General features: G+C 53.9%; 20 protein-coding genes. 7 read left to right on the forward strand and 13 right to left on the reverse strand.

All coding sequences use genetic code 11. The annotated features are described in order from the left end of the window. The first annotated feature begins 5 nt into the window (after positions 1 to 5). From lapB to yciH, 3 genes are all read left to right on the forward strand, one after another. Positions 6 to 1,175, forward strand: a complete 1,170-nt coding sequence (lapB, locus tag ACTU3N_RS09580) for a lipopolysaccharide assembly protein LapB (protein WP_443085891.1) — start codon at positions 6 to 8, stop codon at positions 1,173 to 1,175. 175 nt (positions 1,176 to 1,350) lie between these two features. Continuing rightward, entirely contained in the window at positions 1,351 to 2,088 is a 738-nt protein-coding gene (gene pyrF, locus ACTU3N_RS09585; RefSeq protein ID WP_443085892.1) for an orotidine-5'-phosphate decarboxylase, read from the forward strand. Then, positions 2,088 to 2,414 (forward strand): stress response translation initiation inhibitor YciH, encoded by a 327-nt coding sequence (gene yciH, locus ACTU3N_RS09590; RefSeq protein ID WP_443085893.1) that lies wholly within the window; start codon positions 2,088 to 2,090, stop codon positions 2,412 to 2,414. The genes pyrF and yciH overlap by 1 nt, the downstream gene beginning before the upstream one ends. Positions 2,415 to 2,500: 86 nt before the next feature. On the opposite strand, the gene osmB is transcribed toward yciH, so the two are convergent. The 13 genes from osmB to pspF form a co-directional block, all read right to left on the reverse strand. Further along, entirely contained in the window at positions 2,501 to 2,719 is a 219-nt protein-coding gene (gene osmB / locus ACTU3N_RS09595; RefSeq protein ID WP_443085894.1) for an osmotically-inducible lipoprotein OsmB, read from the reverse strand. Positions 2,720 to 2,991: 272 nt separating this feature from the next. Further along, positions 2,992 to 3,750, reverse strand: coding sequence for a DNA-binding transcriptional regulator YciT (yciT, locus tag ACTU3N_RS09600; protein ID WP_443085895.1), 759 nt, complete (start codon positions 3,748 to 3,750; stop codon positions 2,992 to 2,994). 18 nt (positions 3,751 to 3,768) lie between these two features. After that, the gene (yciZ, locus tag ACTU3N_RS09605; protein WP_443085896.1) at positions 3,769 to 3,951 is read right to left on the reverse strand and encodes a protein YciZ/DeoL; all 183 of its coding nucleotides are present in this window, start codon (positions 3,949 to 3,951) and stop codon (positions 3,769 to 3,771) included. A 160-nt stretch (positions 3,952 to 4,111) separates the two neighbouring features. Beyond that, positions 4,112 to 6,103: a cyclic di-GMP phosphodiesterase gene (gene pdeR / locus ACTU3N_RS09610; RefSeq protein WP_443085897.1), complete on the reverse strand. Its 1,992-nt coding sequence runs from the start codon at positions 6,101 to 6,103 to the stop codon at positions 4,112 to 4,114. A gap of 171 nt (positions 6,104 to 6,274) precedes the next feature. Beyond that, the gene (locus tag ACTU3N_RS09615; protein ID WP_443085898.1) at positions 6,275 to 8,209 is read right to left on the reverse strand and encodes an exoribonuclease II; all 1,935 of its coding nucleotides are present in this window, start codon (positions 8,207 to 8,209) and stop codon (positions 6,275 to 6,277) included. 113 nt (positions 8,210 to 8,322) lie between these two features. After that, complete coding sequence (locus tag ACTU3N_RS09620; RefSeq protein WP_443085899.1) at positions 8,323 to 9,474, reverse strand: hypothetical protein; 1,152 nt, start codon at positions 9,472 to 9,474, stop codon at positions 8,323 to 8,325. 178 nt (positions 9,475 to 9,652) lie between these two features. After that, positions 9,653 to 10,441, reverse strand: a complete 789-nt coding sequence (gene fabI / locus ACTU3N_RS09625; protein ID WP_443085900.1) for an enoyl-ACP reductase FabI — start codon at positions 10,439 to 10,441, stop codon at positions 9,653 to 9,655. A gap of 122 nt (positions 10,442 to 10,563) precedes the next feature. Further along, positions 10,564 to 11,370: a peptide ABC transporter ATP-binding protein SapF gene (gene sapF, locus ACTU3N_RS09630; protein WP_443085901.1), complete on the reverse strand. Its 807-nt coding sequence runs from the start codon at positions 11,368 to 11,370 to the stop codon at positions 10,564 to 10,566. A gap of 1 nt (position 11,371) precedes the next feature. Then, positions 11,372 to 12,364 (reverse strand): putrescine export ABC transporter ATP-binding protein SapD, encoded by a 993-nt coding sequence (sapD, locus tag ACTU3N_RS09635; RefSeq protein ID WP_443085902.1) that lies wholly within the window; start codon positions 12,362 to 12,364, stop codon positions 11,372 to 11,374. Continuing rightward, positions 12,364 to 13,254 (reverse strand): putrescine export ABC transporter permease SapC, encoded by an 891-nt coding sequence (sapC, locus tag ACTU3N_RS09640; protein WP_443085903.1) that lies wholly within the window; start codon positions 13,252 to 13,254, stop codon positions 12,364 to 12,366. Before sapC ends, sapD begins: the two co-directional genes overlap by 1 nt. Next, a complete protein-coding gene (gene sapB, locus ACTU3N_RS09645) occupies positions 13,241 to 14,206 on the reverse strand; it encodes a putrescine export ABC transporter permease SapB (RefSeq protein WP_443085904.1) in 966 nt (321 codons plus the stop codon). The genes sapC and sapB overlap by 14 nt, the downstream gene beginning before the upstream one ends. Next, positions 14,203 to 15,843, reverse strand: a complete 1,641-nt coding sequence (gene sapA / locus ACTU3N_RS09650; RefSeq protein WP_443085905.1) for an ABC transporter substrate-binding protein SapA — start codon at positions 15,841 to 15,843, stop codon at positions 14,203 to 14,205. The genes sapB and sapA overlap by 4 nt, the downstream gene beginning before the upstream one ends. Positions 15,844 to 15,941: 98 nt before the next feature. Beyond that, positions 15,942 to 16,922 (reverse strand): phage shock protein operon transcriptional activator, encoded by a 981-nt coding sequence (gene pspF / locus ACTU3N_RS09655; RefSeq protein ID WP_443085906.1) that lies wholly within the window; start codon positions 16,920 to 16,922, stop codon positions 15,942 to 15,944. Between the two features lie 167 nt (positions 16,923 to 17,089). Here pspF and pspA point away from each other — a divergent pair, with 167 nt between their 5' ends. From pspA to pspD, 4 genes are read left to right on the forward strand one after another with little or no spacing between them, the layout of a single operon-like run. Next, positions 17,090 to 17,758, forward strand: a complete 669-nt coding sequence (gene pspA / locus ACTU3N_RS09660; RefSeq protein WP_443085907.1) for a phage shock protein PspA — start codon at positions 17,090 to 17,092, stop codon at positions 17,756 to 17,758. 50 nt (positions 17,759 to 17,808) lie between these two features. Then, positions 17,809 to 18,033, forward strand: coding sequence for an envelope stress response membrane protein PspB (pspB, locus tag ACTU3N_RS09665; protein ID WP_443085908.1), 225 nt, complete (start codon positions 17,809 to 17,811; stop codon positions 18,031 to 18,033). Then, a complete protein-coding gene (gene pspC / locus ACTU3N_RS09670) occupies positions 18,033 to 18,392 on the forward strand; it encodes an envelope stress response membrane protein PspC (RefSeq protein ID WP_443085909.1) in 360 nt (119 codons plus the stop codon). Before pspB ends, pspC begins: the two co-directional genes overlap by 1 nt. Before the next feature lie 10 nt (positions 18,393 to 18,402). After that, positions 18,403 to 18,642, forward strand: a complete 240-nt coding sequence (pspD, locus tag ACTU3N_RS09675; protein ID WP_443085910.1) for a phage shock protein PspD — start codon at positions 18,403 to 18,405, stop codon at positions 18,640 to 18,642. Positions 18,643 to 18,652 lie beyond the last annotated feature (10 nt).

Consider the following 18,652-nt stretch of genomic DNA (forward strand, 5'->3'; position numbering starts at 1 on the left):
ATTCTATGCTGGAGTTGTTGTTTCTGTTGTTGCCCGTTGCGGCTGCCTACGGCTGGTATATGGGGCGCAGAAATGCTCAACAGACAAAGCAGGAAGAGGCTAACCGGCTGTCACGTGATTACGTTGCCGGGGTAAACCTGCTCCTGAGTAACCAGCAGGACAAGGCGGTTGACCTGTTCCTTGAGATGTTAAAAGAGGACACCGGTACCGTTGAGGCACATCTTACGCTGGGTAACCTGTTCCGCTCGCGCGGCGAGGTTGACCGCGCCATTCGTATTCATCAGACGCTAATGGAAAGCGCCTCCTTATCGTACGATCAGCGCTTGCTCGCGGTTCAGCAGCTTGGGCGTGACTATATGGCCGCCGGTATGTACGACCGGGCGGAAGATATGTTCAGCCAGCTGGTCGACGAAACGGATTTCCGCGTCGGCGCTTTGCAACAGTTGTTGCAAATCTATCAGGCGACGAGTGACTGGCAAAAAGCCATCGATGTGGCCGAACGGCTAGTAAAACTTGGTAAAGACAAGCAGCGCGGTGAGATTGCCCATTTTTATTGCGAGCTTGCATTACAGCATATGAGCAATGAAGAGATGGACAAGGCGATGGCGCTGTTGAAAAAAGGCGCAGCCGTCGATCGTGACAGCCCTCGCATCTCAATTATGATGGGCCGTGTTTATATGGCCAAAGGTGATTATGCAAAAGCGGCAGAGTCCTTGCTGCGCGTTATCGATCAGGATCGTGAGCTGGTCAGCGAAACGCTGAGCATGCTGCAAATCTGCTATCAGCAACTCGGTAAAAACCAAGAGTGGGCCGCTTTTCTGCAACGTTGTGTGGAAGAGAATACCGGCGCAACAGCCGAGCTAATGCTGGCAGAAATTATTGAGCAGCGGGATGGGCCGGACGTTGCGCAAACTTATGTTACGCGCCAGCTCCAGCGGCATCCGACAATGCGTGTGTTTCATAAGCTGATGGATTACCATCTCAATGAAGCAGAAGAAGGGCGCGCGAAAGAGAGCCTGATGGCGCTGCGCGAGATGGTGGGGGAGCAGATGCGCAGCAAACCGCGCTATCGTTGCCATAAGTGTGGTTTTACGGCCTTTACGCTCTACTGGCACTGTCCTTCCTGCCGCGCCTGGTCAACGGTTAAACCAATCCGTGGTCTGGACGGCGAGTAATTTTTAAAAAAGCCTTTATTTTAGTTACAACATACTTATAGATTTTTGCATTCAGAATGCGGAATCTGCGCCACTACATCGCCTGGCAGAAAAGAAATGCAGTCTGTTATTTCCCTGCGCTGGCAGGTAGAATGCTCGCCGTTTATTCACGAGCCTCATTTCAGAAGGTCTGATCATGACGTCTACTGCATTAACGACTTCCCGCGCCGTTACTTCTTCCCCTGTGGTTGTTGCACTTGATTACGATAACCGTGATAAAGCCTTGTCGTTTGTCGACCGCATCGATCCGCGCGAATGCCGCCTGAAAGTGGGCAAAGAGATGTTCACGCTGTTTGGCCCGCAGTTTGTGCGCGACCTGCAACAGCGAGGTTTCGATATCTTCCTCGATCTGAAATTCCACGACATTCCTAACACCACGGCGCATGCAGTGAAGGCTGCCGCAGATCTCGGCGTGTGGATGGTCAATGTGCACGCGTCCGGTGGTGCCCGCATGATGGTTGCGGCAAAAGAAGCTCTGCACAGTTTTGGTAAAGACGCACCGTTGTTGATTGCCGTCACTGTGCTGACCAGTATGGAGGCCAGCGACTTACTCGATCTCGGGATTACCGCCACGCCCGCCGAACATGCTGAGCGTCTTGCCCGACTGACGCAGCAGTGCGGGCTGGATGGGGTGGTTTGCTCGGCTCAGGAAGCCGTGCATTTTAAACGTGAGCTCGGGGCAGATTTCCGACTGGTCACGCCGGGTATCCGTCCTGCCGGAAGCGATGCGGGTGATCAGCGCCGTATTATGAGGCCTGAGCAGGCGCTGGCGGCCGGTGTAGACTATATGGTGATAGGACGTCCGGTGACGCAATCCGCTGACCCGGCACAGACGCTGAAAGCAATTAATGCATCACTGCACAAGGGGGCGTAATGGCTGATGATAACAGTCGCCTGGTTTACTCTACCGGGACCGGGCGCATAGACGAGCCGAAAGCCGTCGCACAGCGGCCAAAAGGCGATGGCATAGTGCGTATCCAGCGTCAGACCAGCGGTCGTAAAGGGAAGGGCGTATGTCTGATTTCGGGTATTGACGAAGATGATGAAACGCTGGCAAAACTCGCGGCAGAGCTGAAGAAAAAGTGTGGCTGCGGCGGGTCGGTTAAAGAGGGCGTTATCGAAATCCAGGGCGATAAGCGCGATCTCCTCAAGTCATTGCTTGAGGCCAAAGGCATGAAGGTCAAACTTGCTGGCGGTTAAAAAGCAGAAAGGCCGCAGATATCTGCGGCCTTGCTTAGACTGGACCTGGTAAGAAAGTAAAATATTACTTTATTGTCGTCGCCGTTTTATTTACCAACCTGATGGCCAATAATACCACCGACTGCTGCACCGCCGAGGGTGCCCAGACCGCTACCATCTGTTAATACTGCGCCACCTAGCGCACCCGCGCCCGCACCAATGGCTGTGTTACGGTCACGTTTATCCCAGTGACCACATGCACTCAGAGACATTGCGATGGTTACTGCCAGCAGGGCCGCAGCTGTTTTCTTCGTTGTTAACATCATTATACTTTCTCCTGAATAATTGATTCACGGAAAGATGTTCCTTTTAAGTATAGCCTCTACGTGCCGCCTCAAAGAATTTCCGTGAAACCATGCTGCACAGGTGTCATGCAATCACGCACGTAGGTGATAGTCACTTCCTGTTATAACGCTATTATTTAGTGTATCCCGCGGTTCGTTATTCGACAGGTAAATTGTCTTAATACAAAGCCAGGAAAAATCTCAGATAGCGGTCAGGATGCCCGTGGCCACGGGCAATGCAGAAGAGTGTGACGTTAACGAATCGATCCAGCGTCGACGATGTCGACAAGCGTACCGGCATGTTGCAACTGGAGATGGGCTTCGGCGCTAAGGTTACTGTCCGTAATTACGCGCTGAAAACGTTCAGCAGGGCCAAGCGACCACGGGTGTGCCACGCCAAACTTGCTACTGTCCGTCAGGACGATAGCTTCGCTGCCTTTCTCCAGGACCGCTTTAACCACGTCGGTGCGCAGTTTGTCGCGCCCGGTAAACCCGGTTTCTGGCTGCCAGCCATCGATACCGATAAATGCTTTACTAAAATCCACCTGCTGAATGCACTTATGGGTTAGCGGCCCGACCATGCTTTCGCTTTTTTTCTGATACACACCGCCAAGCAGGATAACCTCACACTGCGCGTCTTTAAGCAGATGGGCGATATAGCTACTCACGGTGATGATGGTAATTTCCCGCTGTTCGCCCAGTTTGCGTGCCAGCAGGGCATTACTGCTGCCATTTTCAATAAATACCGTTTCACCGGGATTGACGAGACCTGCGGCAAATTCTGCCAGCGAGCGCTTTACGGTGTAATTGTTCATCATCCGTGTTTCAACGTCGTCGCTGTCCAGCGGCACTGCGAAACCATGCATTCGGTGTAAATAGCTGTGCTTTTCCAGGGTATTTAGATCCTGGCGGATAGTGACTTCAGAAACGCCAGTCATGCGTGCAAGATCTGCAACGCTCATGCGGCCTTTATCAATGACCGTCTGTAAAATAAGTTGTTGTCGGGAATTCATAGCCTGCTGTTTTATTGATTAAATTTCCCAGGGCGTTTTGGATACGCCGGAAGAAGACACCTTGTCACTGTGTTCGGGAGCTAATAATTCCGCTTTCAGAATTTCCAGGTTACGCAGGGCAGACTGTACGTCTCCTGCAACCAGAATATCCACTACGGTATCAATTCGGCTGGCAAGCTCCTTTACATCGATATCTGCCATATCTTCACCTGCTTGTCGAAAAATGGATTCAAAATTATAAAAAACAGTTTAATAAAAATCAGAGCAAAAACGAAATCTCAAATTTATATAAATTCGAATAATGATTGCATCCTCCGGATATCGGCCATTTATTCTGAACGAAGCGGTGATTTCCGCAGAATTACCGGGCTCTGCGCGCCTGGTAGCGCTTAAACCAGCTCTCGAATGCCGCCGCAGGCATTGGTTTGGCGAATAAATACCCCTGACGCTCGGTGACGCCATTTTTGGTGAGAAAAGCATCCTCTTTCGCGCTCTCCACCCCTTCAGCGATAACCTGCAAATTTAGCGCCTGTGCAACGGCAACAATTGCGCGTACCAGCGATTGCGACACCGGCTGTTTATGGATGTTGCGCACAAAACTCTGATCGAGTTTGATGGCATCCAGGGGAAAGCGCGCCAGTTGTGATAATGATGAATAACCCGTACCAAAATCATCAAGATGGACTTGTGCGCCGAGGGCGCTGAACTGCTGGATAACGGACAGCGACAGCGCCGCATTTTCTATCAGGCAGCTCTCTGTCAGCTCGACATCAATCGGGCAATATTCAAAATGTAAATCATCCAGCGCTTGTTTCAGGCAACTGAGCAGCGTCTGGTCTGCGAGCTGACGCGCGGAGACGTTCACCGCAACACGCAAATTAATGCCTTTCGTGCGCCACTTTGCCACCTGGCGCATCACGTCCAGCATCACCCAGCGCCCCAGCGGAACAATCAACCCGGACTCTTCGGCATAAGAGATAAAATCAGCCGGTGAGATAAGCCCACGTTCTGGGGACTGCCAGCGCACCAGCGCTTCCAGGCTACGCACTTCACCGCGCCAGGTCACTTTGGGCTGATAATGAATAAGCAGTTGGTTATTATCGAGCGCCTTACGCAGGTTAGTATCGAGCCATAAATACTCGAAAACGCGTTGATTCATTTCGGGGGAAAATACGCAAAAGGTTCCGCGGCCATTCTCTTTGGCGGTATACATGGCGGTGTCGGCATTACGGATCAAACTTTCCCGATCCAGTCCATGCTGCGGCGCGAGAGAAATACCGAGCGAGCAGCCGGTATAAATTTCGATTAAACCGATTCGAAAAGGCTGGCGCAGGCGTGTCAGGATCCGGGAGGCCATAGCTTCGAGCTGGCTTTGCGAGGTGTCCGTTGCTAAGACCATAAATTCATCGCCGCCGAGTCGTGCCAAAATCTGGCCTTCTTCAAGACAGCTCACAATCGCCAGCGACACCGCTTGCAGTAGCTGATCGCCAAACATATGGCCATAGGCATCGTTTATTTTTTTAAAATTGTCCAGATCAAGGTAAACCACGCCCACTTGTGTGTTACCGCGCCGGGAGATGGCGTTGCTAATGGCTTCATGAATAGCATTGCGATTCGGAAAACCTGTCACCGTATCCGTATTGGCCAGCACGCGTAAACGCTCCTGCGCGTGGCGCTCTTCAGTAATATCTGTGCCGGAGCAAATAAGAAATATTTCATTTTTACCGCTACCGCTGTGGACGAATCGGTTGCGAAATAAAAACAAACGCTGCCCTTTGCAGGTTTTGATCCAGCGCTCGACTTCATACGGCGTACCACCGCGAAACAGGTTTTCAATGTTGCGTTTTGATGCGGCGGCTTCGCTACGGCTCATAAACAGGGAAAAAACATTTTGCCCGATCACTTCCTGCTCGCTCATGCCGGTATATTCTTCACTCAAACGATTAAACCGCTGAATATTTCCGTGGCGATCCAAAATTACTATGACTGAATTGGCTTCGGAAACGACCTGCTCGGCGAAGGAAAGGCCCTGCATCAGGTCACGGGCGACGGACTGTGTATCATGCCAGGCAGATGCAGTGCCAGCCCACTCTTTGCGGTTAACTTTTCGTCCGACAAGATGGATGGTCGCTTCTTCCTCACCCAGTGTGACTTGCAGGGTCAGGCTGGAGGTGATGACCGTCATTGTGCGAATAGAAGCCGCCTGTTCCGCCGTTAAAGGAACTGGCTGGCAAACATCGGAGTCTTCTTCCGGGGAAAAACAGAGTGCATCGCTGTCGGCAGAAAGACGCCAGAATGAGCTGTTGCAGCCCAGGTGACGGTACAGCGGGTTAATTTCCAGCGCCTCTTTCATGCTCTCTCCCGACCCTGCAAATCGCTTTGCATAAGCCTGAGTTAAATAAGCAGTTGTATGATTTTATATTGTGGTCTTTTTTGCAGCAATATGGGAGGAATTACAAAAAAATGACAGGCGAAGCCGAAGGAAAATGGCTCCTCCGGCAGAAGGAGCCATAAATAAAGTCAATCAGAGAGCGGGGCGGGCAATAATACTGCGGGTTTCCATACGGACTTCCGCAATAGTCACGTCAATCACATCTGTGACTTTAAAGGCGGTCTCGCCTTTAATCTGCACTGTGCCATTCTCCTGGCTGCATGCCAGTTCATCACGCACGGCATGAATAAACGGTGCCGGGATAAAGGCCACTGCGCCGTTGTCCACCAGACGTACGCGCATACCGCCGCGGCTGACATCAATAACTTCTGCCGCAAAACGGGTATCGCTGCCCGCTTTGTTTTGCAGGAAGCGCGCATACAGCCAGTCGCCAACATCGCGTTCGGCCATACGGTTGAGGCGACGGCGTTCAGCCATCTGCTCGGTCGTATCGGTTTGCGGGCGCTGCGGCGTCTCGCCTTTGATGATTGCTTTCAGTAAACGGTGGTTAACCATATCGCCATACTTACGGATAGGCGATGTCCAGGTCGCATACGCTTCGAGACCCAGACCAAAATGCGGACCCGGATCAACACTGATTTCAGCAAAAGACTGGAAGCGGCGGATGCGACTGTCGAGGAAACCGGAAGGCTGCGCATCCAGCTCACGACGCAGCTTACAAAAGCCTTCAAGCGTCAGCACTTCTTCGGCGTCTACGTGCATACCATGCGTTTTCAGCATCGCGGCCAGCTGCTCGCTATTTGCCGGATCAAAGCCCATATGCACGTTATAAATACCGAAACCAAGCTTGTCGCGCAGCACGCGGGCGGCGCAGATGTTAGCGGCAATCATGGACTCTTCCACGATACGGTTTGCGGTGCGACGCGGCTCGGCGACGATATCCAGCACTTCGCCTTTTTCGCCAAGCACGAAGCGGTAATCCGGACGGTCTTTAAACACCAGCGCATGGGTTTCACGCCACCGGGCGCGCAGCAGGCTGACGCGATGCAGCAGACGAATCTGCGCGGCAATGGCCTCGTTATCAGGCGTCCACTCACCGGTGCCTTCCAGCCAGTCAGAAACCTCGTCATAAGCCAGCTTCGCTTTGGATTCGATGGTCGCGGCGAAGAACTCAATATTCTCTTCAATTGCGCCTTCGTCATCCAGCGTCATGCGGCACACCAGCGCCGGACGGACTTCCCTGGCGCGCAGGGAGCAAAGATCGTCAGACAGTTCGCGCGGCAACATGGGGATGTTAAAGCCCGGCAGGTAGTTGGTGAACGCGCGAACACGAGCAATATCATCCAGCTTGCTGCCTTCAGCAATCCATGCGGTCGGATCGGCAATCGCCACCGTCAGTTGAAGTTTACCTTCGGCGGTTTTTTCAACGTACAGCGCATCATCCATATCTTCGGTGCTGGCGCTGTCGATGGTGACGAAATCCAGCGCGGTTAAATCAATGCGCGTTAAGCCGTCGTCCAGCATTTCAGTGACGACGCCGTTCGGCGCTTCTTTTTCAAGATTATGGCGTGCGAGCGTGACCCACCAGGGGACAAAGTGATCATCACCGAAAGTGATAAATGTTGTCAGCTCAGCATAGAAACCGCGGTCGCCTTTCAGCGGGTGGCGGCGCATCTCGGCGACAGCCCAGTCACCCTCTTTAAAATCATGCTCCACGCCACGCGCCGCGCGGCAGGGAATAGCATCTTTCAGCAACGGATGGTCCGGCACGATAGAGAGGCGGTCATCTTTTTTCTGCACTCGGCCGACAAAACGGCTCAGAAATGGCTCAACCAGCTCTTCCGGCTCTGCGCTTTCGCGGTCTTTATCGCTGTGGATCACGGCAACAATACGGTCGCCATGCATCACTTTCTTCATTTGCGGTGGCGGAATGAAGTAACTTTTTTGCGCGTCGACTTCCAGAAATCCGAAGCCTTTTTCAGTGCCTTTAACGACACCTTCCGCACGTGGCGTCTGGGAATGAAGTTGCTGTTTAAGCTGCGCAAGCAGCGGGTTGTCCTGGAACATAGTTAAGTTTTTTCGTGGCTAAAAGAGCGGCTGACAGTTTTACGCGATTCTGCCATTTGCGGCAAGCGCTGTTTGCGCAAATCAGAAGACGTTACCGCATGGCCAGGCGTTTTTTATACGCTTTGCCCCAGACCTATCTTCAGGCGATTTAGCCAGCCGTGCAGGGCGCAATCAAACAGCAGCCGTAGCGCTTGCGGCACATTAAAACCCGTCTCTGTCAATTGTGTAAATTGCAGAGCGCTGAACCTGTCCGGCGCGCAGGTCAGTAAATGTACCGCCTGCACCACGGCATTTTCTTTTGCCTGCGCCAAACGAATCAATTCCCGCCCACCGCCACGCACGGCGTGTAACAGAGCCATATCGCCACGCCAGCGCAACTGTTGCTCCGCAAAGCAGTGATAGCTGCCGTTAATTCGCGCCGTATAAAGTGCAACCAGGCGAGTATGTAGCGACTCGGCGCCAACATTAGTCAGTTGCATGACAATCTCCCCCAGCGTATTCAGCAGCAGATGCTCATGCGCCAGTTGCGGAGCAAGGAGGCGCAGCTCAGGTAATATCTGCCAGTGCGCGAGCGACGCCAGTTGAGGTGTGCTGGCGCTACGGATATCCACGCCATCAAAGCCTGGCTGCCAGGGCGTTGCCTGGCTTGTAAAGCGCGCGGCGTCAGCCTCTTGTTGCGTATCCAGACCGGGAACAATACGCACCGGGAGCGCAAGCAAGGCCTGAAGTGACGCCATCACACGCGCCTGAAAAGCGATAAAGCCAATTATCTGATTGATCACTATCAAATCAAACAATGTCAGACCCACATCTTCCAGTTGCTGACGGGCGCGCGCATCGATGACTGATGGCGATGCAGCAAGCTGCCTGGCGTACTGGGTTATCTGTGCCAGCCGGTGGTTGCTTTCCCGCGACGAGTCCGGGCCTGGCAGAGGCGCCAGCCTGGCGGCGTAATGGTTACACAGGCGTTGTACGCCAAAAACCTGGGCGGCGGTGAGTGCGGTGCTCAGTCGATCGTAGGCACTAAAAGTATGTAACCGATTGAGGGTAACGCGTTGCGGAAACAAAAGGGCGTAGAACTTACGCGCAGGCGTGACAATATCGTCAATATCACAGAGCAGTTCATCCGGTAAACTGAGGTCGAGCAGAAAGGGGTTATTGACGGTCGCCGCTTCGGGAACTAACGGTAGCGCAGGCGAGCGGCTGGCACTCGACTGGGTCTCATGGTACCAGTGACTTTTGCCAGAAAAACGGCGTTGTTCCATAGTCGTTCCTTGGTCAGAAAGTTGCGATCCGGATACGACGTAAGGTCTGAACGCCGGATCTGTTTTGCAGCTTTATCCTGGCGCAAGGAAGGAAAGGGATAAAAGATTGTTAAGTGATAATAAATATCAGAATGGCATATGTGAAACGCCCCTTCGGCTGAAGAAGGGGCGGCGGGAATTATTTAATTTCCAGCTCGTTCATCGCAGCGATGTTGAAACCACCGTCAACGTGAACCACTTCGCCAGAGATACCGGCAGAGAGGTTAGAGCACAGGAAAGCCGCGGTGTTACCGACATCTTCGATGGTGACAGTGCGACGGATCGGGGTAACTGCTTCGCAATGCGCCAGCATTTTACGGAAATCTTTGATACCGGACGCAGCAAGCGTACGGATGGGGCCTGCGGAGATAGCGTTAACACGCACGCCTTCCGGACCCATCGCGTTCGCCATGTAGCGCACGTTGGCTTCCAGAGAGGCTTTTGCCAGGCCCATTACGTTGTAGTTCGGAATAGCACGCTCAGCGCCCAGGTAGGAGAGGGTCAGCAGCGCAGAATCCGGGTTCAGCATTTCGCGGCAGGCTTTCGCCAGCGCCACAAAGCTGTAAGAGCTAATGTCGTGGGCGATTTTGAAGCCATCACGGGTTACGGCGTTAACATAGTCGCCATCGAGCTGATCGCCCGGTGCGAAGCCGATGGAGTGAACGAAACCGTCAAATTTTGGCCAGACTTTCGCCAGGTCGGTGAACAGGGCATCGATGCTTTCATCTTTAGCAACGTCGCATTCCAGAACAATGCTGGAACCCAGCTGCGCAGCAAATTCTTCTACGCGGCCTTTCAGCTTGTCGTTCTGATAGGTGAATGCCAGCTCAGCGCCTTCGCGATGCATAGCCTGTGCGATGCCGTAGGCGATAGACAGTTTGCTGGCAACGCCAGTCACCAGAATGCGCTTACCGGAAAGAAAACCCATAGCTCTAATCCTTATATTCATTGTTGTGGCGATCGTCATCTTTATGTAACGACCGTCGTTAAAACGCGGCGATTCTATCATGAGTCGCCGAATCCGTTAATCCGACCACTGAAACTATTGGTTCAGCGATCTTTTCGCCAGGCATCAGCCGTTAACGCTTCACCAAAATGACCGGCAATCAGACGTTTTGTTAACTCATGCAGCGGAGAAGCCAGCACATCGGCTGTACTGCCACGCTCAACGACTTCTCCCTGATGCATCACCAGCACCTGATCGCTGATATGTTTCATCATGCCAATATGCTGTGTGACATAAATATAAGCGATACCCTGTTTTTCCTGTAATTCCAGCATCAGGTTTATCAATTGTGAGCGCATCGACATGTCCAGCGAGGCCAGCGCTTCGTCAGCAATAATGACCTTTGGGCGTAAAATCAGCGCACGCGCCAGCGCCAGACGCTGTTTTTGCCCCGGTGCCAGCATATGCGGGTAGTAACTGACATGATCTGGCAGCAATCCAACCATCCGCAGAGTTTCCAGCACCCGTTTGCGGCGAGCCTGGGGTTCCAGGTCAGTGTTTAGTCGCAGCGGGAAATCGAGAATCTGCGAGATTCGCTGGCGTGGGTTCAGGGAGGTTGAGGGGTCCTGAAAAATCATGCGGATATGCTGACTGCGAAAGGTGTAATCGCCGTAATGCAGCGGCTGATCGTCAATCAGCAGCTCTCCTGAGCTTGGCTCAACCATCCCCGCCAGCATTTTCGCCAGCGTCGATTTGCCCGAGCCGTTCTCGCCAATAATCGCCAGCGTCTGCCTTTCCCGCAGGGTAAAGCTCAACGGTTTCACCGCATCCACGGTCTGGCGGCGGAACCAGCCGGTGCGATAGCGGAACGTTTTGCTCAGGTTACGCACTTCCAGCAACGTCTCGACCATTTCACTCTCTCTCCATATTTAACGGGAAATGGCAGGCAAACTGATGATTTTTGCCACCGGTCAGGCGCGGTGTTTCAATGCACTTACGTTGTGCATAAGGGCAGCGCGGCCCCAGCCGGCAGCCAATCGGCAGCTGTTCCAGCAGCGGGATTGCGCCGGGGAGCGTGTTCAGCCGGCTTTTATGCGGCATCGCGCTGCCAAAGTCCGGGATAGCACGGATCAGCGCCTGGGTATAAGGATGATGCGGCGTGCTGATAAGTTCCTCGCTGGGTGCGGTTTCGACGGTCTGGCCGCAATACATGACATCAATACGATCGGCCCATTTGCTCAACATTTGTAAATCGTGGCTGATAAGCATAATGGTGGTGTTGTTGTTTTGATTAAGCCGACTGAGCAGGCGGAAAATTTGCGCCTGCGTGGTGGGTTCCATTGCGTTGGTTGGCTCGTCTGCAATCAACAGGCGCGGCTGGTTCGCCAGCGCAATCGCAATCATCACTTTCTGGCATTCGCCCTCCGTCAGCTCATAAGGGAAGCTGCGCATGGCGTCTTTATGATCTTTGATCCCGACGCGGTGCAGCAACTCTATGGCGCGGCGTTTGCGCCAGCCGATGCGTTGCCACCACACGCCTTTCCACGTCCAGCCGGGGATATTTTGCATCAGTTGCTTGCCGACGCGCTCGGATGGATCGAGACAGGATTGCGGTTCCTGAAAAATCATTGATACGTTATGACCCAGCAGTTTACGCCGCTCCCGCGCCGACAAGCGCATCAGGTCGATATCATCAAAACGCATACGGTCGGCCGTCACGCGCCAGTTATCTTTTGACACACCGCAAATAGCTTTGGCAATCAGGCTTTTTCCCGACCCGGACTCGCCCACCAGGCCGCGGATTTCACCTTCGGCGAGCGTCAGACTGACGCGATCGACCGCTTTAACCCACTCGTCGCCGGCTTTCACTTCGATGGTGAGATTACGGATATCCAGCAGCGGCATTACTCCACCACCGCATTGATTGCGCGGCGGACACCGTCGCCTAACAGATTAATCAGCAACACGCTGATCATGATGGCGGCGCCAGGGAGCATCACTGTCCACGGCGCAACATAAATCAGCTCCAGCGCATCGCCGAGCATCGCGCCCCATTCCGGGGAGGGAAGCTGTGCGCCGAGGTCGAGAAAACCGAGCGCGGCAATATCCAGAATGGCCATCGACAGGGCGCGGGTCACTTCGGTCACCATACCGGAAGTGATGTTTGGCAACACGGCAAACCATAAAATATTGCCTGTGGATGCGCCATCAAGACGAGCTGCAATGACATACTCTTTTTCCAGTTCGTCATGCACCAGGCTGTAGACCGAGCGAACCATACGCGGGAGAAGCGCCAGCCAGACTGCAAACATCGCATGAAAAAGACCGGGGCCAGCAAAGGCGACCACGATGATAGCCAGCAACAGCGAGGGCAAAGAGAGCAGCGTATCGAGGATATGATTGAGCACCGCTGAACGCAGACCGTGAGTCGCCCCGGCAAACACGCCCAGCCCAAGGCCGAACAGCGTAGCGGCCAGCGTCACAACAAAAGCGCCGCCAACGGTTGGTGCCGCGCCGCTGAGCAGGCGGCTTAACACATCGCGGCCAAGATCATCGGTGCCGAGGAAAAATGAAACCTCGCCATAGCGCGACCATGACGGCGGCAGCAACTGGAAGCCCAGAAATTGCTGATTGATGCCATAAGGCGCAAACAAATTACCAAAAACACACAGCAGCAACAGCGCGGCGCAGCCGTACAGGCCAATCATCGCCGTGGTATCGCTGTAGAACTTGCGCCAGACGTTACGCAGCGCGCCGGGCAGGCGTTTTTCGCTGTAGACGCTATCGTAAGGCATACCATTCCTTATGTTTCAGTGGGTTCGCCAGCGCGCCCAGGATATCAGACAACACATTAACAATAATGACCAGCGAGCCAACGACCATGACGCCCGCAGAGATGGCCGCGTAATCCTGTTGGCGAATAGCATTGATAAGCCAGCGGCCAAGCCCCGGCCAGCTAAACACCATCTCGGTGATCATCGCCAGCGTTAACATGGTAGAAAACTGCAGCCCGAGGCGCGGGATCACCGGCGGTAGCGCGTTATGCAGCACATGGCGGCGCAGGATCGTGAACTTCGACAGGCCGCGCGTCGCCGCCGCTTTGATGTAGTTTTTATCAAACACATCAATCGTGCTCTGGCGCATCAGGCGGATAACCTCTGTGGTCGGCGCGACGCAGAGCGTCAGTACAGGCAGCACAATATGCCGCAACGCGCTTACCATCATCGCATCGCTGCCATTGGCATCGGAAAGCCAGGCATCAATCAAGGCAAAACCGGTCACAGTTTTGACTTCATAGAGCAAATCAAAACGCCCGGAAACCGGCAGCCAGCCGATATTCAGCGAGAAAAAGAGTGTCAGCAGCAACGCCAGCCAGAACACCGGAATGGAGAAGCCGAGCAGGGCGATCGCGCTGATGAGCGAATCCTGCCATTTGTTACGCATCACGCCCGCCAGCATACCCACCGGGATACCAATAATCAGCGCGAAGCCAAAGGCAAGGATGCACAGCTCCATCGTGGCCGGAAAGACTTCTTTCAACTGCTCGGAAATCAGCTGGCCGTTAATACTGGAAACGCCAAAATCCCAGTGCAGCAGGCCGTTAAACCAGAACACCCAGGCGTTCCATAACGATGCCCCCTGGAGTGGAGCGTGCGGGGTGAAATAGCTCAGGCTGAAGCCGACAAAGGTTAACAGAAAAAGGGTCACAATCAGCAGCAACAGGCGTCGTAACGTAAAGATTATCATGGCGGCGATACCTCTTGTTTTTCCCGCGAGACACCGGCAAATGAGGCACTGCCGAACGGGCTTAGCACCAGCCCTTTAATATCGTAACGATAAGCCTGCAAGCGCAGGGAGGAGGCCAGCGGTAAGACCGGTAATTCGCGGGCGAGGATCTGTTGCGCTTCATCGTAAGCGTCAATGCGTGCGGCAAGTTGTTGCGAGGCGAGCGCTTTTTGCAGCACGTCATCAAACTCCCGGTTGCACCAGTGGGCAAAATTCGTTTGCGAATTGATGGCAGCACAGCTCAGCAACGGGCGAAAGAAGCTGTCCGGATCGTTACTGTCCGTGGCCCAGCCCGCCAGCGTCAGGTCATGGTTCATATCCATCAACCGGGCTTCCTGAAAGCGACCTTCAACCGGCACGATCACGACTTTCACGCCAACCTGCGCCATATCCGCCTGGATCAGTTCCGCCGTTTTAAGCGGGCTTGGGTTCCAGGCCTGCGAGCTGGTCGGCACCCACAGGTGCAGGGTTAAATTTTCCAGTCCCAGCGCCTTTAAGCGCTCACGGGCTTTTTCTGGATTGTATTCGGTAATTTTCGCGTCACGGTCATAGGCCCACGACGCGCGCGGCAGAATAGAAGCCGCCGTCTCGGCTGTGCCGTAATAAATAGACTGCATCAGACGCTGATTATTGATAGCGAGCGCCAGCGCGTGGCGAACCTCCGGGTTATTGAGCGGCGGTTTGTCGGTATTAAAAGCCAGGTAGGCGATATTCATGCCCGGACGCAGTGTCAGCCGCAGGCGCGGGTCGTCGCGCAAAATAGTCAGCTGGCTGGCCGCTGGCCACGCCAGCACGTCACACTCGCCGGTCAGTAACTTGGACAGACGCCCGGTTCCGCCGGAACCTAAATCCACAACCACCTGCTGGGTTAGCGGATTGCCCCGCCAGAACTTATCGTGACGTTGTAACCGAACATATTGCCCGGCGCGGTACTCATTGAGTTGATAAGGCCCGGTGCCGACGGGCTGCCTGTCAAGCCGCTCCTGATGCCCGCTCTTTTCCAGTTGCGCGGCGTACTCGGCAGACATCACCGAGGCATAATGGGTGGCGAGATGCCATAAAAATGAGGCGTCCGGTTTGTTCAGGCGAAACTCAACGGTACGGTTATCAATTTTGCGCACGCTCTCAACAGAGTCGGCAAATTGCAGGCTGTCGAAATAAGGGAAACTGTCACCGTTTACGTTATGCCAGGGATGGTTGCGGTTGAAGATGCGCTGAAAAGTAAAGACCACATCGTCTGCATTTAACGGGCGGCCAGGGGTGAACCACGGTGTTTTCTGAAAAGCGACGCCGCTGCGCAGATGGAAGCGGTAGGTCGCGCCATTATCCAGAACTTCCCAGCTTTCAGCCAGTTCCGGCACCAGGCGATAGGTATAGGGGTCAACATCGAGCAGGCGATCGTAGAGCTGCGCGGCCAGCGTATCAACTATCAGGCCGCTGCTGGCTTTTTGCGGGTTAAAAGTGCTCACCTGGCCATTAACGCAGTAAACAAAGCCGCTGTCGCGGATATCCGCAGGCAAAGGCGGCGTGGTGGCCGCCTGCGCAGCGCCTGTTGCCAGGCTCGCAGTCAATAACAGGGAAGAGAAAACCTGACGCATGTGTTTATCAACGATTTTACAAACATGGATAAAGTGTATCGCACTTGCTATGGCTTCGTACAAATGTCTGCACGCGACTGCTGTTATTGTCGGCGATTTTAGCTAATTTGATGCTTTTTCATCAGGGCGCGCAGCTGATGATAGGTTAAACCTAGAAACTCAGCGGCCCGCTTCTGGTTGAATTTTGCCTGTTGCAGACTCGCCTGTAGCAATTCTCTCTCCTGGTTGTATTGAAACTGGCGTAAATCCAGCGGCAACGCAGGCAGAGCTGGCGGTGTGGTTTCAGCGGGCGTTTCTGTGACAGTGTCACGCCTGAAAGGGTCGATGATAATATCATCCAGTGGCGTTTCACTGCTGGCGTGGCGGTAAACTGAACGCTCAACGACATTCTTTAGCTCACGAATATTGCCCGGCCAGGCGTACGACATTAGCGTGTCGCGTGCGCGTTCGGTAAAACCAGGAAACAGCGGCAGTTTGAGTTCGCGACACATCTGGATAGCAAAATGATCGGCCATCAGCATGATATCGCTCTGGCGGCGGCGCAACGGCGGCAACAGCACCACGTCAAACGCCAGCCGGTCGAGTAAGTCGGCGCGAAACGTACCGTCGCGCACCATTTGCGGCAGGTCGGCATTGGTGGCGCACACCAGCCGGACATTCACCTGTAGCGGCTGACTGCCGCCGACGCGTTCCAGTTCGCCGTATTCAATCACCCGCAGCAATTTTTCCTGCACCAGCATCGGCGCGGTTGCCAGCTCATCAAGGAACAGCGTGCCGCCATCCGCGCGCTCAAAACGCCCGGGATGGCGCCTTTGCGCGCCGGTAAACGCGCCAGCCTCATGACCAAACAGCTCGGTATCAAGCAAGTTTTCATTCAGCGCCGCACAATTAAGCGAGATAAACGGCCCTTGCCAGCGGCTGGAGAGATAGTGCAGGCGGTTAGCGATAAGCTCCTTGCCGGTGCCGCGTTCGCCGATAATCAGCACCGGTTTATCAATTGGCGCAAGGCGGGAGACTTGTTCCAGTACCTCGATAAAACTTTCTGCTTCGCCGAGCAGATTATCCTTATATTCTGCCATGATGAAATTCGCCACTCGTTGGTGTGTTTAACCACTCTAGACCAAAACGGCGCGGTGGTAAAATTAATGATTTCTCATAAAATCAATCAGATAAAAAGTTGGCACGAAGATTGTATTATTCGTTCAGCAGGGCAACGCCCGATTACAGAACTTAAGAGGAACAGATTATGGGTATTTTTTCTCGTTTTGCCGACATCGTGAACGCCAACATCAACTCACTGCTGGAGAAAGCAGAAGATCCGCAAAAGCTGGTGCGTCTGATGATTCAGGAGATGGAAGATACGCTGGTTGAGGTGCGCTCTACAAGTGCGCGGGCGCTGGCTGAAAAGAAACAGTTGTCGCGTCGCATTGAACAGGCAACGGCTCAGCAGGCCGAATGGCAGGAAAAAGCCGAACTGGCGCTGCGTAAAGATAAAGACGATCTGGCCCGTGCTGCGCTGATTGAAAAACAAAAAGTGACAACGGTTATCGAGACCCTTGAGCAGGAAGTGACGCTGGTTGACGAGAGTCTGGCGCGGATGAAAAAAGAGATTGGTGAGCTGGAGAATAAACTCAGCGAAACCCGCGCTCGCCAGCAGGCGCTGACCTTGCGTCACCAGGCGGCCAGCTCTTCACGCGATGTGCGTCGCCAGCTTGATAGCGGCAAAATTGATGAAGCAATGGCGCGTTTTGAATCCTTTGAGCGCCGTATTGATCAGATGGAAGCAGAAGCGGAAAGCCACGGTTTCGGTAAACAGAAAACGCTGGATCAGCAGTTTGCCGACCTGCAAGCGGATGACGAAATCAGCGAGCAACTGGCGCAATTGAAAGCCAAAATGAAACAGGACATTCAATAATAAGTAGCGGCATCAGAAGATGCCGCTCGTCATCCCTGTAAGGAGTACACATGAGCACGCTTTTTTTGGCTATTCCCCTGACACTGTTTATTTTATTCGTTCTGCCTGTCTGGTTATGGCTGCATTACAACAACCGGACTGCGCGCGGTGAGCTTAATCAGAGCGAACAGCAACGTTTAGCTCAGCTTTCAGAAGATGCGGCGCGCATGCGCGAACGGATCCAGGCGCTGGAAGCAATCCTTGACGCTGAGCACCCGAACTGGAGAGAAAGCTGATGGCTACGCTTAATTTGAACAAAAAACTCTGGCGCATTCCCCAGCGCGGTAAACTTGGCGGCGTCTGCGCGGGTATTGCTGAATATCTGGACATCCGCGTTAAGTATGTCCGCATACTGACCATCCTGGCGATGTGTTTTGGCCTCTTTTTCCTGGTCGTCGCCGCCTATATTGTACTGTTCTTCGTGCTGGACCCTTTGCCGGAGAATTACGAACACGGGGCCGATGTCCCGAGCAGCAGTGAGCTGCTGGATGCTGTTGATGCGCAACTGGCCGAAGGGGAAACCCGCCTGCGCCAGATGGAGCGTTACGTTACGTCCGACACATTCTCGCTGCGCAGCCGTTTTCGTCAGCTTTAAGAGGTAATGTATGAATCGTCACTGGCAACAGGCAGGTCGTAAAGTGAAACCGGGTCTTAAATTCGCGGGGAAAATGGTTTTGCTCGGTGCGTTAAACTATGGCCCGGCAGGCGTGGCTGGTTGGGCGGTAAAATCCGTGACCCGGCGACCGGTTAAACTGTTGCTGGCTTTTGCGCTGGAACCGTTACTGCGGCGGGCGGCTTCGAAGTTTTCCCGCCGTTTTATGGCTCAACATCCAGGAAAACGCTAGTCTCACCGCT

It is taken from the genome of Vagococcus sp. WN89Y, assembly GCF_052220145.1.
In the GTDB taxonomy this organism is placed as follows: Bacteria; Pseudomonadota; Gammaproteobacteria; order Enterobacterales; family Enterobacteriaceae; genus Kosakonia.

What these genes read in the sequence shown, in the direction of transcription:
- lapB (WP_443085891.1), top strand. Translation starts at nt 6, where the DNA reads ATGCTGGAGTTGTTGTTTCTGTTGTTGCCCGTTGCGGCTGCCTACGGC.
- pyrF (WP_443085892.1), top strand. Translation starts at nt 1,351, where the DNA reads ATGACGTCTACTGCATTAACGACTTCCCGCGCCGTTACTTCTTCCCCT.
- yciH (WP_443085893.1), top strand. Translation starts at nt 2,088, where the DNA reads ATGGCTGATGATAACAGTCGCCTGGTTTACTCTACCGGGACCGGGCGC.
- osmB (WP_443085894.1), bottom strand. Translation starts at nt 2,719, where the DNA reads ATGATGTTAACAACGAAGAAAACAGCTGCGGCCCTGCTGGCAGTAACC.
- yciT (WP_443085895.1), bottom strand. Translation starts at nt 3,750, where the DNA reads ATGAATTCCCGACAACAACTTATTTTACAGACGGTCATTGATAAAGGC.
- yciZ (WP_443085896.1), bottom strand. Translation starts at nt 3,951, where the DNA reads ATGGCAGATATCGATGTAAAGGAGCTTGCCAGCCGAATTGATACCGTA.
- pdeR (WP_443085897.1), bottom strand. Translation starts at nt 6,103, where the DNA reads ATGAAAGAGGCGCTGGAAATTAACCCGCTGTACCGTCACCTGGGCTGC.
- ACTU3N_RS09615 (WP_443085898.1), bottom strand. Translation starts at nt 8,209, where the DNA reads ATGTTCCAGGACAACCCGCTGCTTGCGCAGCTTAAACAGCAACTTCAT.
- ACTU3N_RS09620 (WP_443085899.1), bottom strand. Translation starts at nt 9,474, where the DNA reads ATGGAACAACGCCGTTTTTCTGGCAAAAGTCACTGGTACCATGAGACC.
- fabI (WP_443085900.1), bottom strand. Translation starts at nt 10,441, where the DNA reads ATGGGTTTTCTTTCCGGTAAGCGCATTCTGGTGACTGGCGTTGCCAGC.
- sapF (WP_443085901.1), bottom strand. Translation starts at nt 11,370, where the DNA reads ATGGTCGAGACGTTGCTGGAAGTGCGTAACCTGAGCAAAACGTTCCGC.
- sapD (WP_443085902.1), bottom strand. Translation starts at nt 12,364, where the DNA reads ATGCCGCTGCTGGATATCCGTAATCTCACCATCGAAGTGAAAGCCGGC.
- sapC (WP_443085903.1), bottom strand. Translation starts at nt 13,254, where the DNA reads ATGCCTTACGATAGCGTCTACAGCGAAAAACGCCTGCCCGGCGCGCTG.
- sapB (WP_443085904.1), bottom strand. Translation starts at nt 14,206, where the DNA reads ATGATAATCTTTACGTTACGACGCCTGTTGCTGCTGATTGTGACCCTT.
- sapA (WP_443085905.1), bottom strand. Translation starts at nt 15,843, where the DNA reads ATGCGTCAGGTTTTCTCTTCCCTGTTATTGACTGCGAGCCTGGCAACA.
- pspF (WP_443085906.1), bottom strand. Translation starts at nt 16,922, where the DNA reads ATGGCAGAATATAAGGATAATCTGCTCGGCGAAGCAGAAAGTTTTATC.
- pspA (WP_443085907.1), top strand. Translation starts at nt 17,090, where the DNA reads ATGGGTATTTTTTCTCGTTTTGCCGACATCGTGAACGCCAACATCAAC.
- pspB (WP_443085908.1), top strand. Translation starts at nt 17,809, where the DNA reads ATGAGCACGCTTTTTTTGGCTATTCCCCTGACACTGTTTATTTTATTC.
- pspC (WP_443085909.1), top strand. Translation starts at nt 18,033, where the DNA reads ATGGCTACGCTTAATTTGAACAAAAAACTCTGGCGCATTCCCCAGCGC.
- pspD (WP_443085910.1), top strand. Translation starts at nt 18,403, where the DNA reads ATGAATCGTCACTGGCAACAGGCAGGTCGTAAAGTGAAACCGGGTCTT.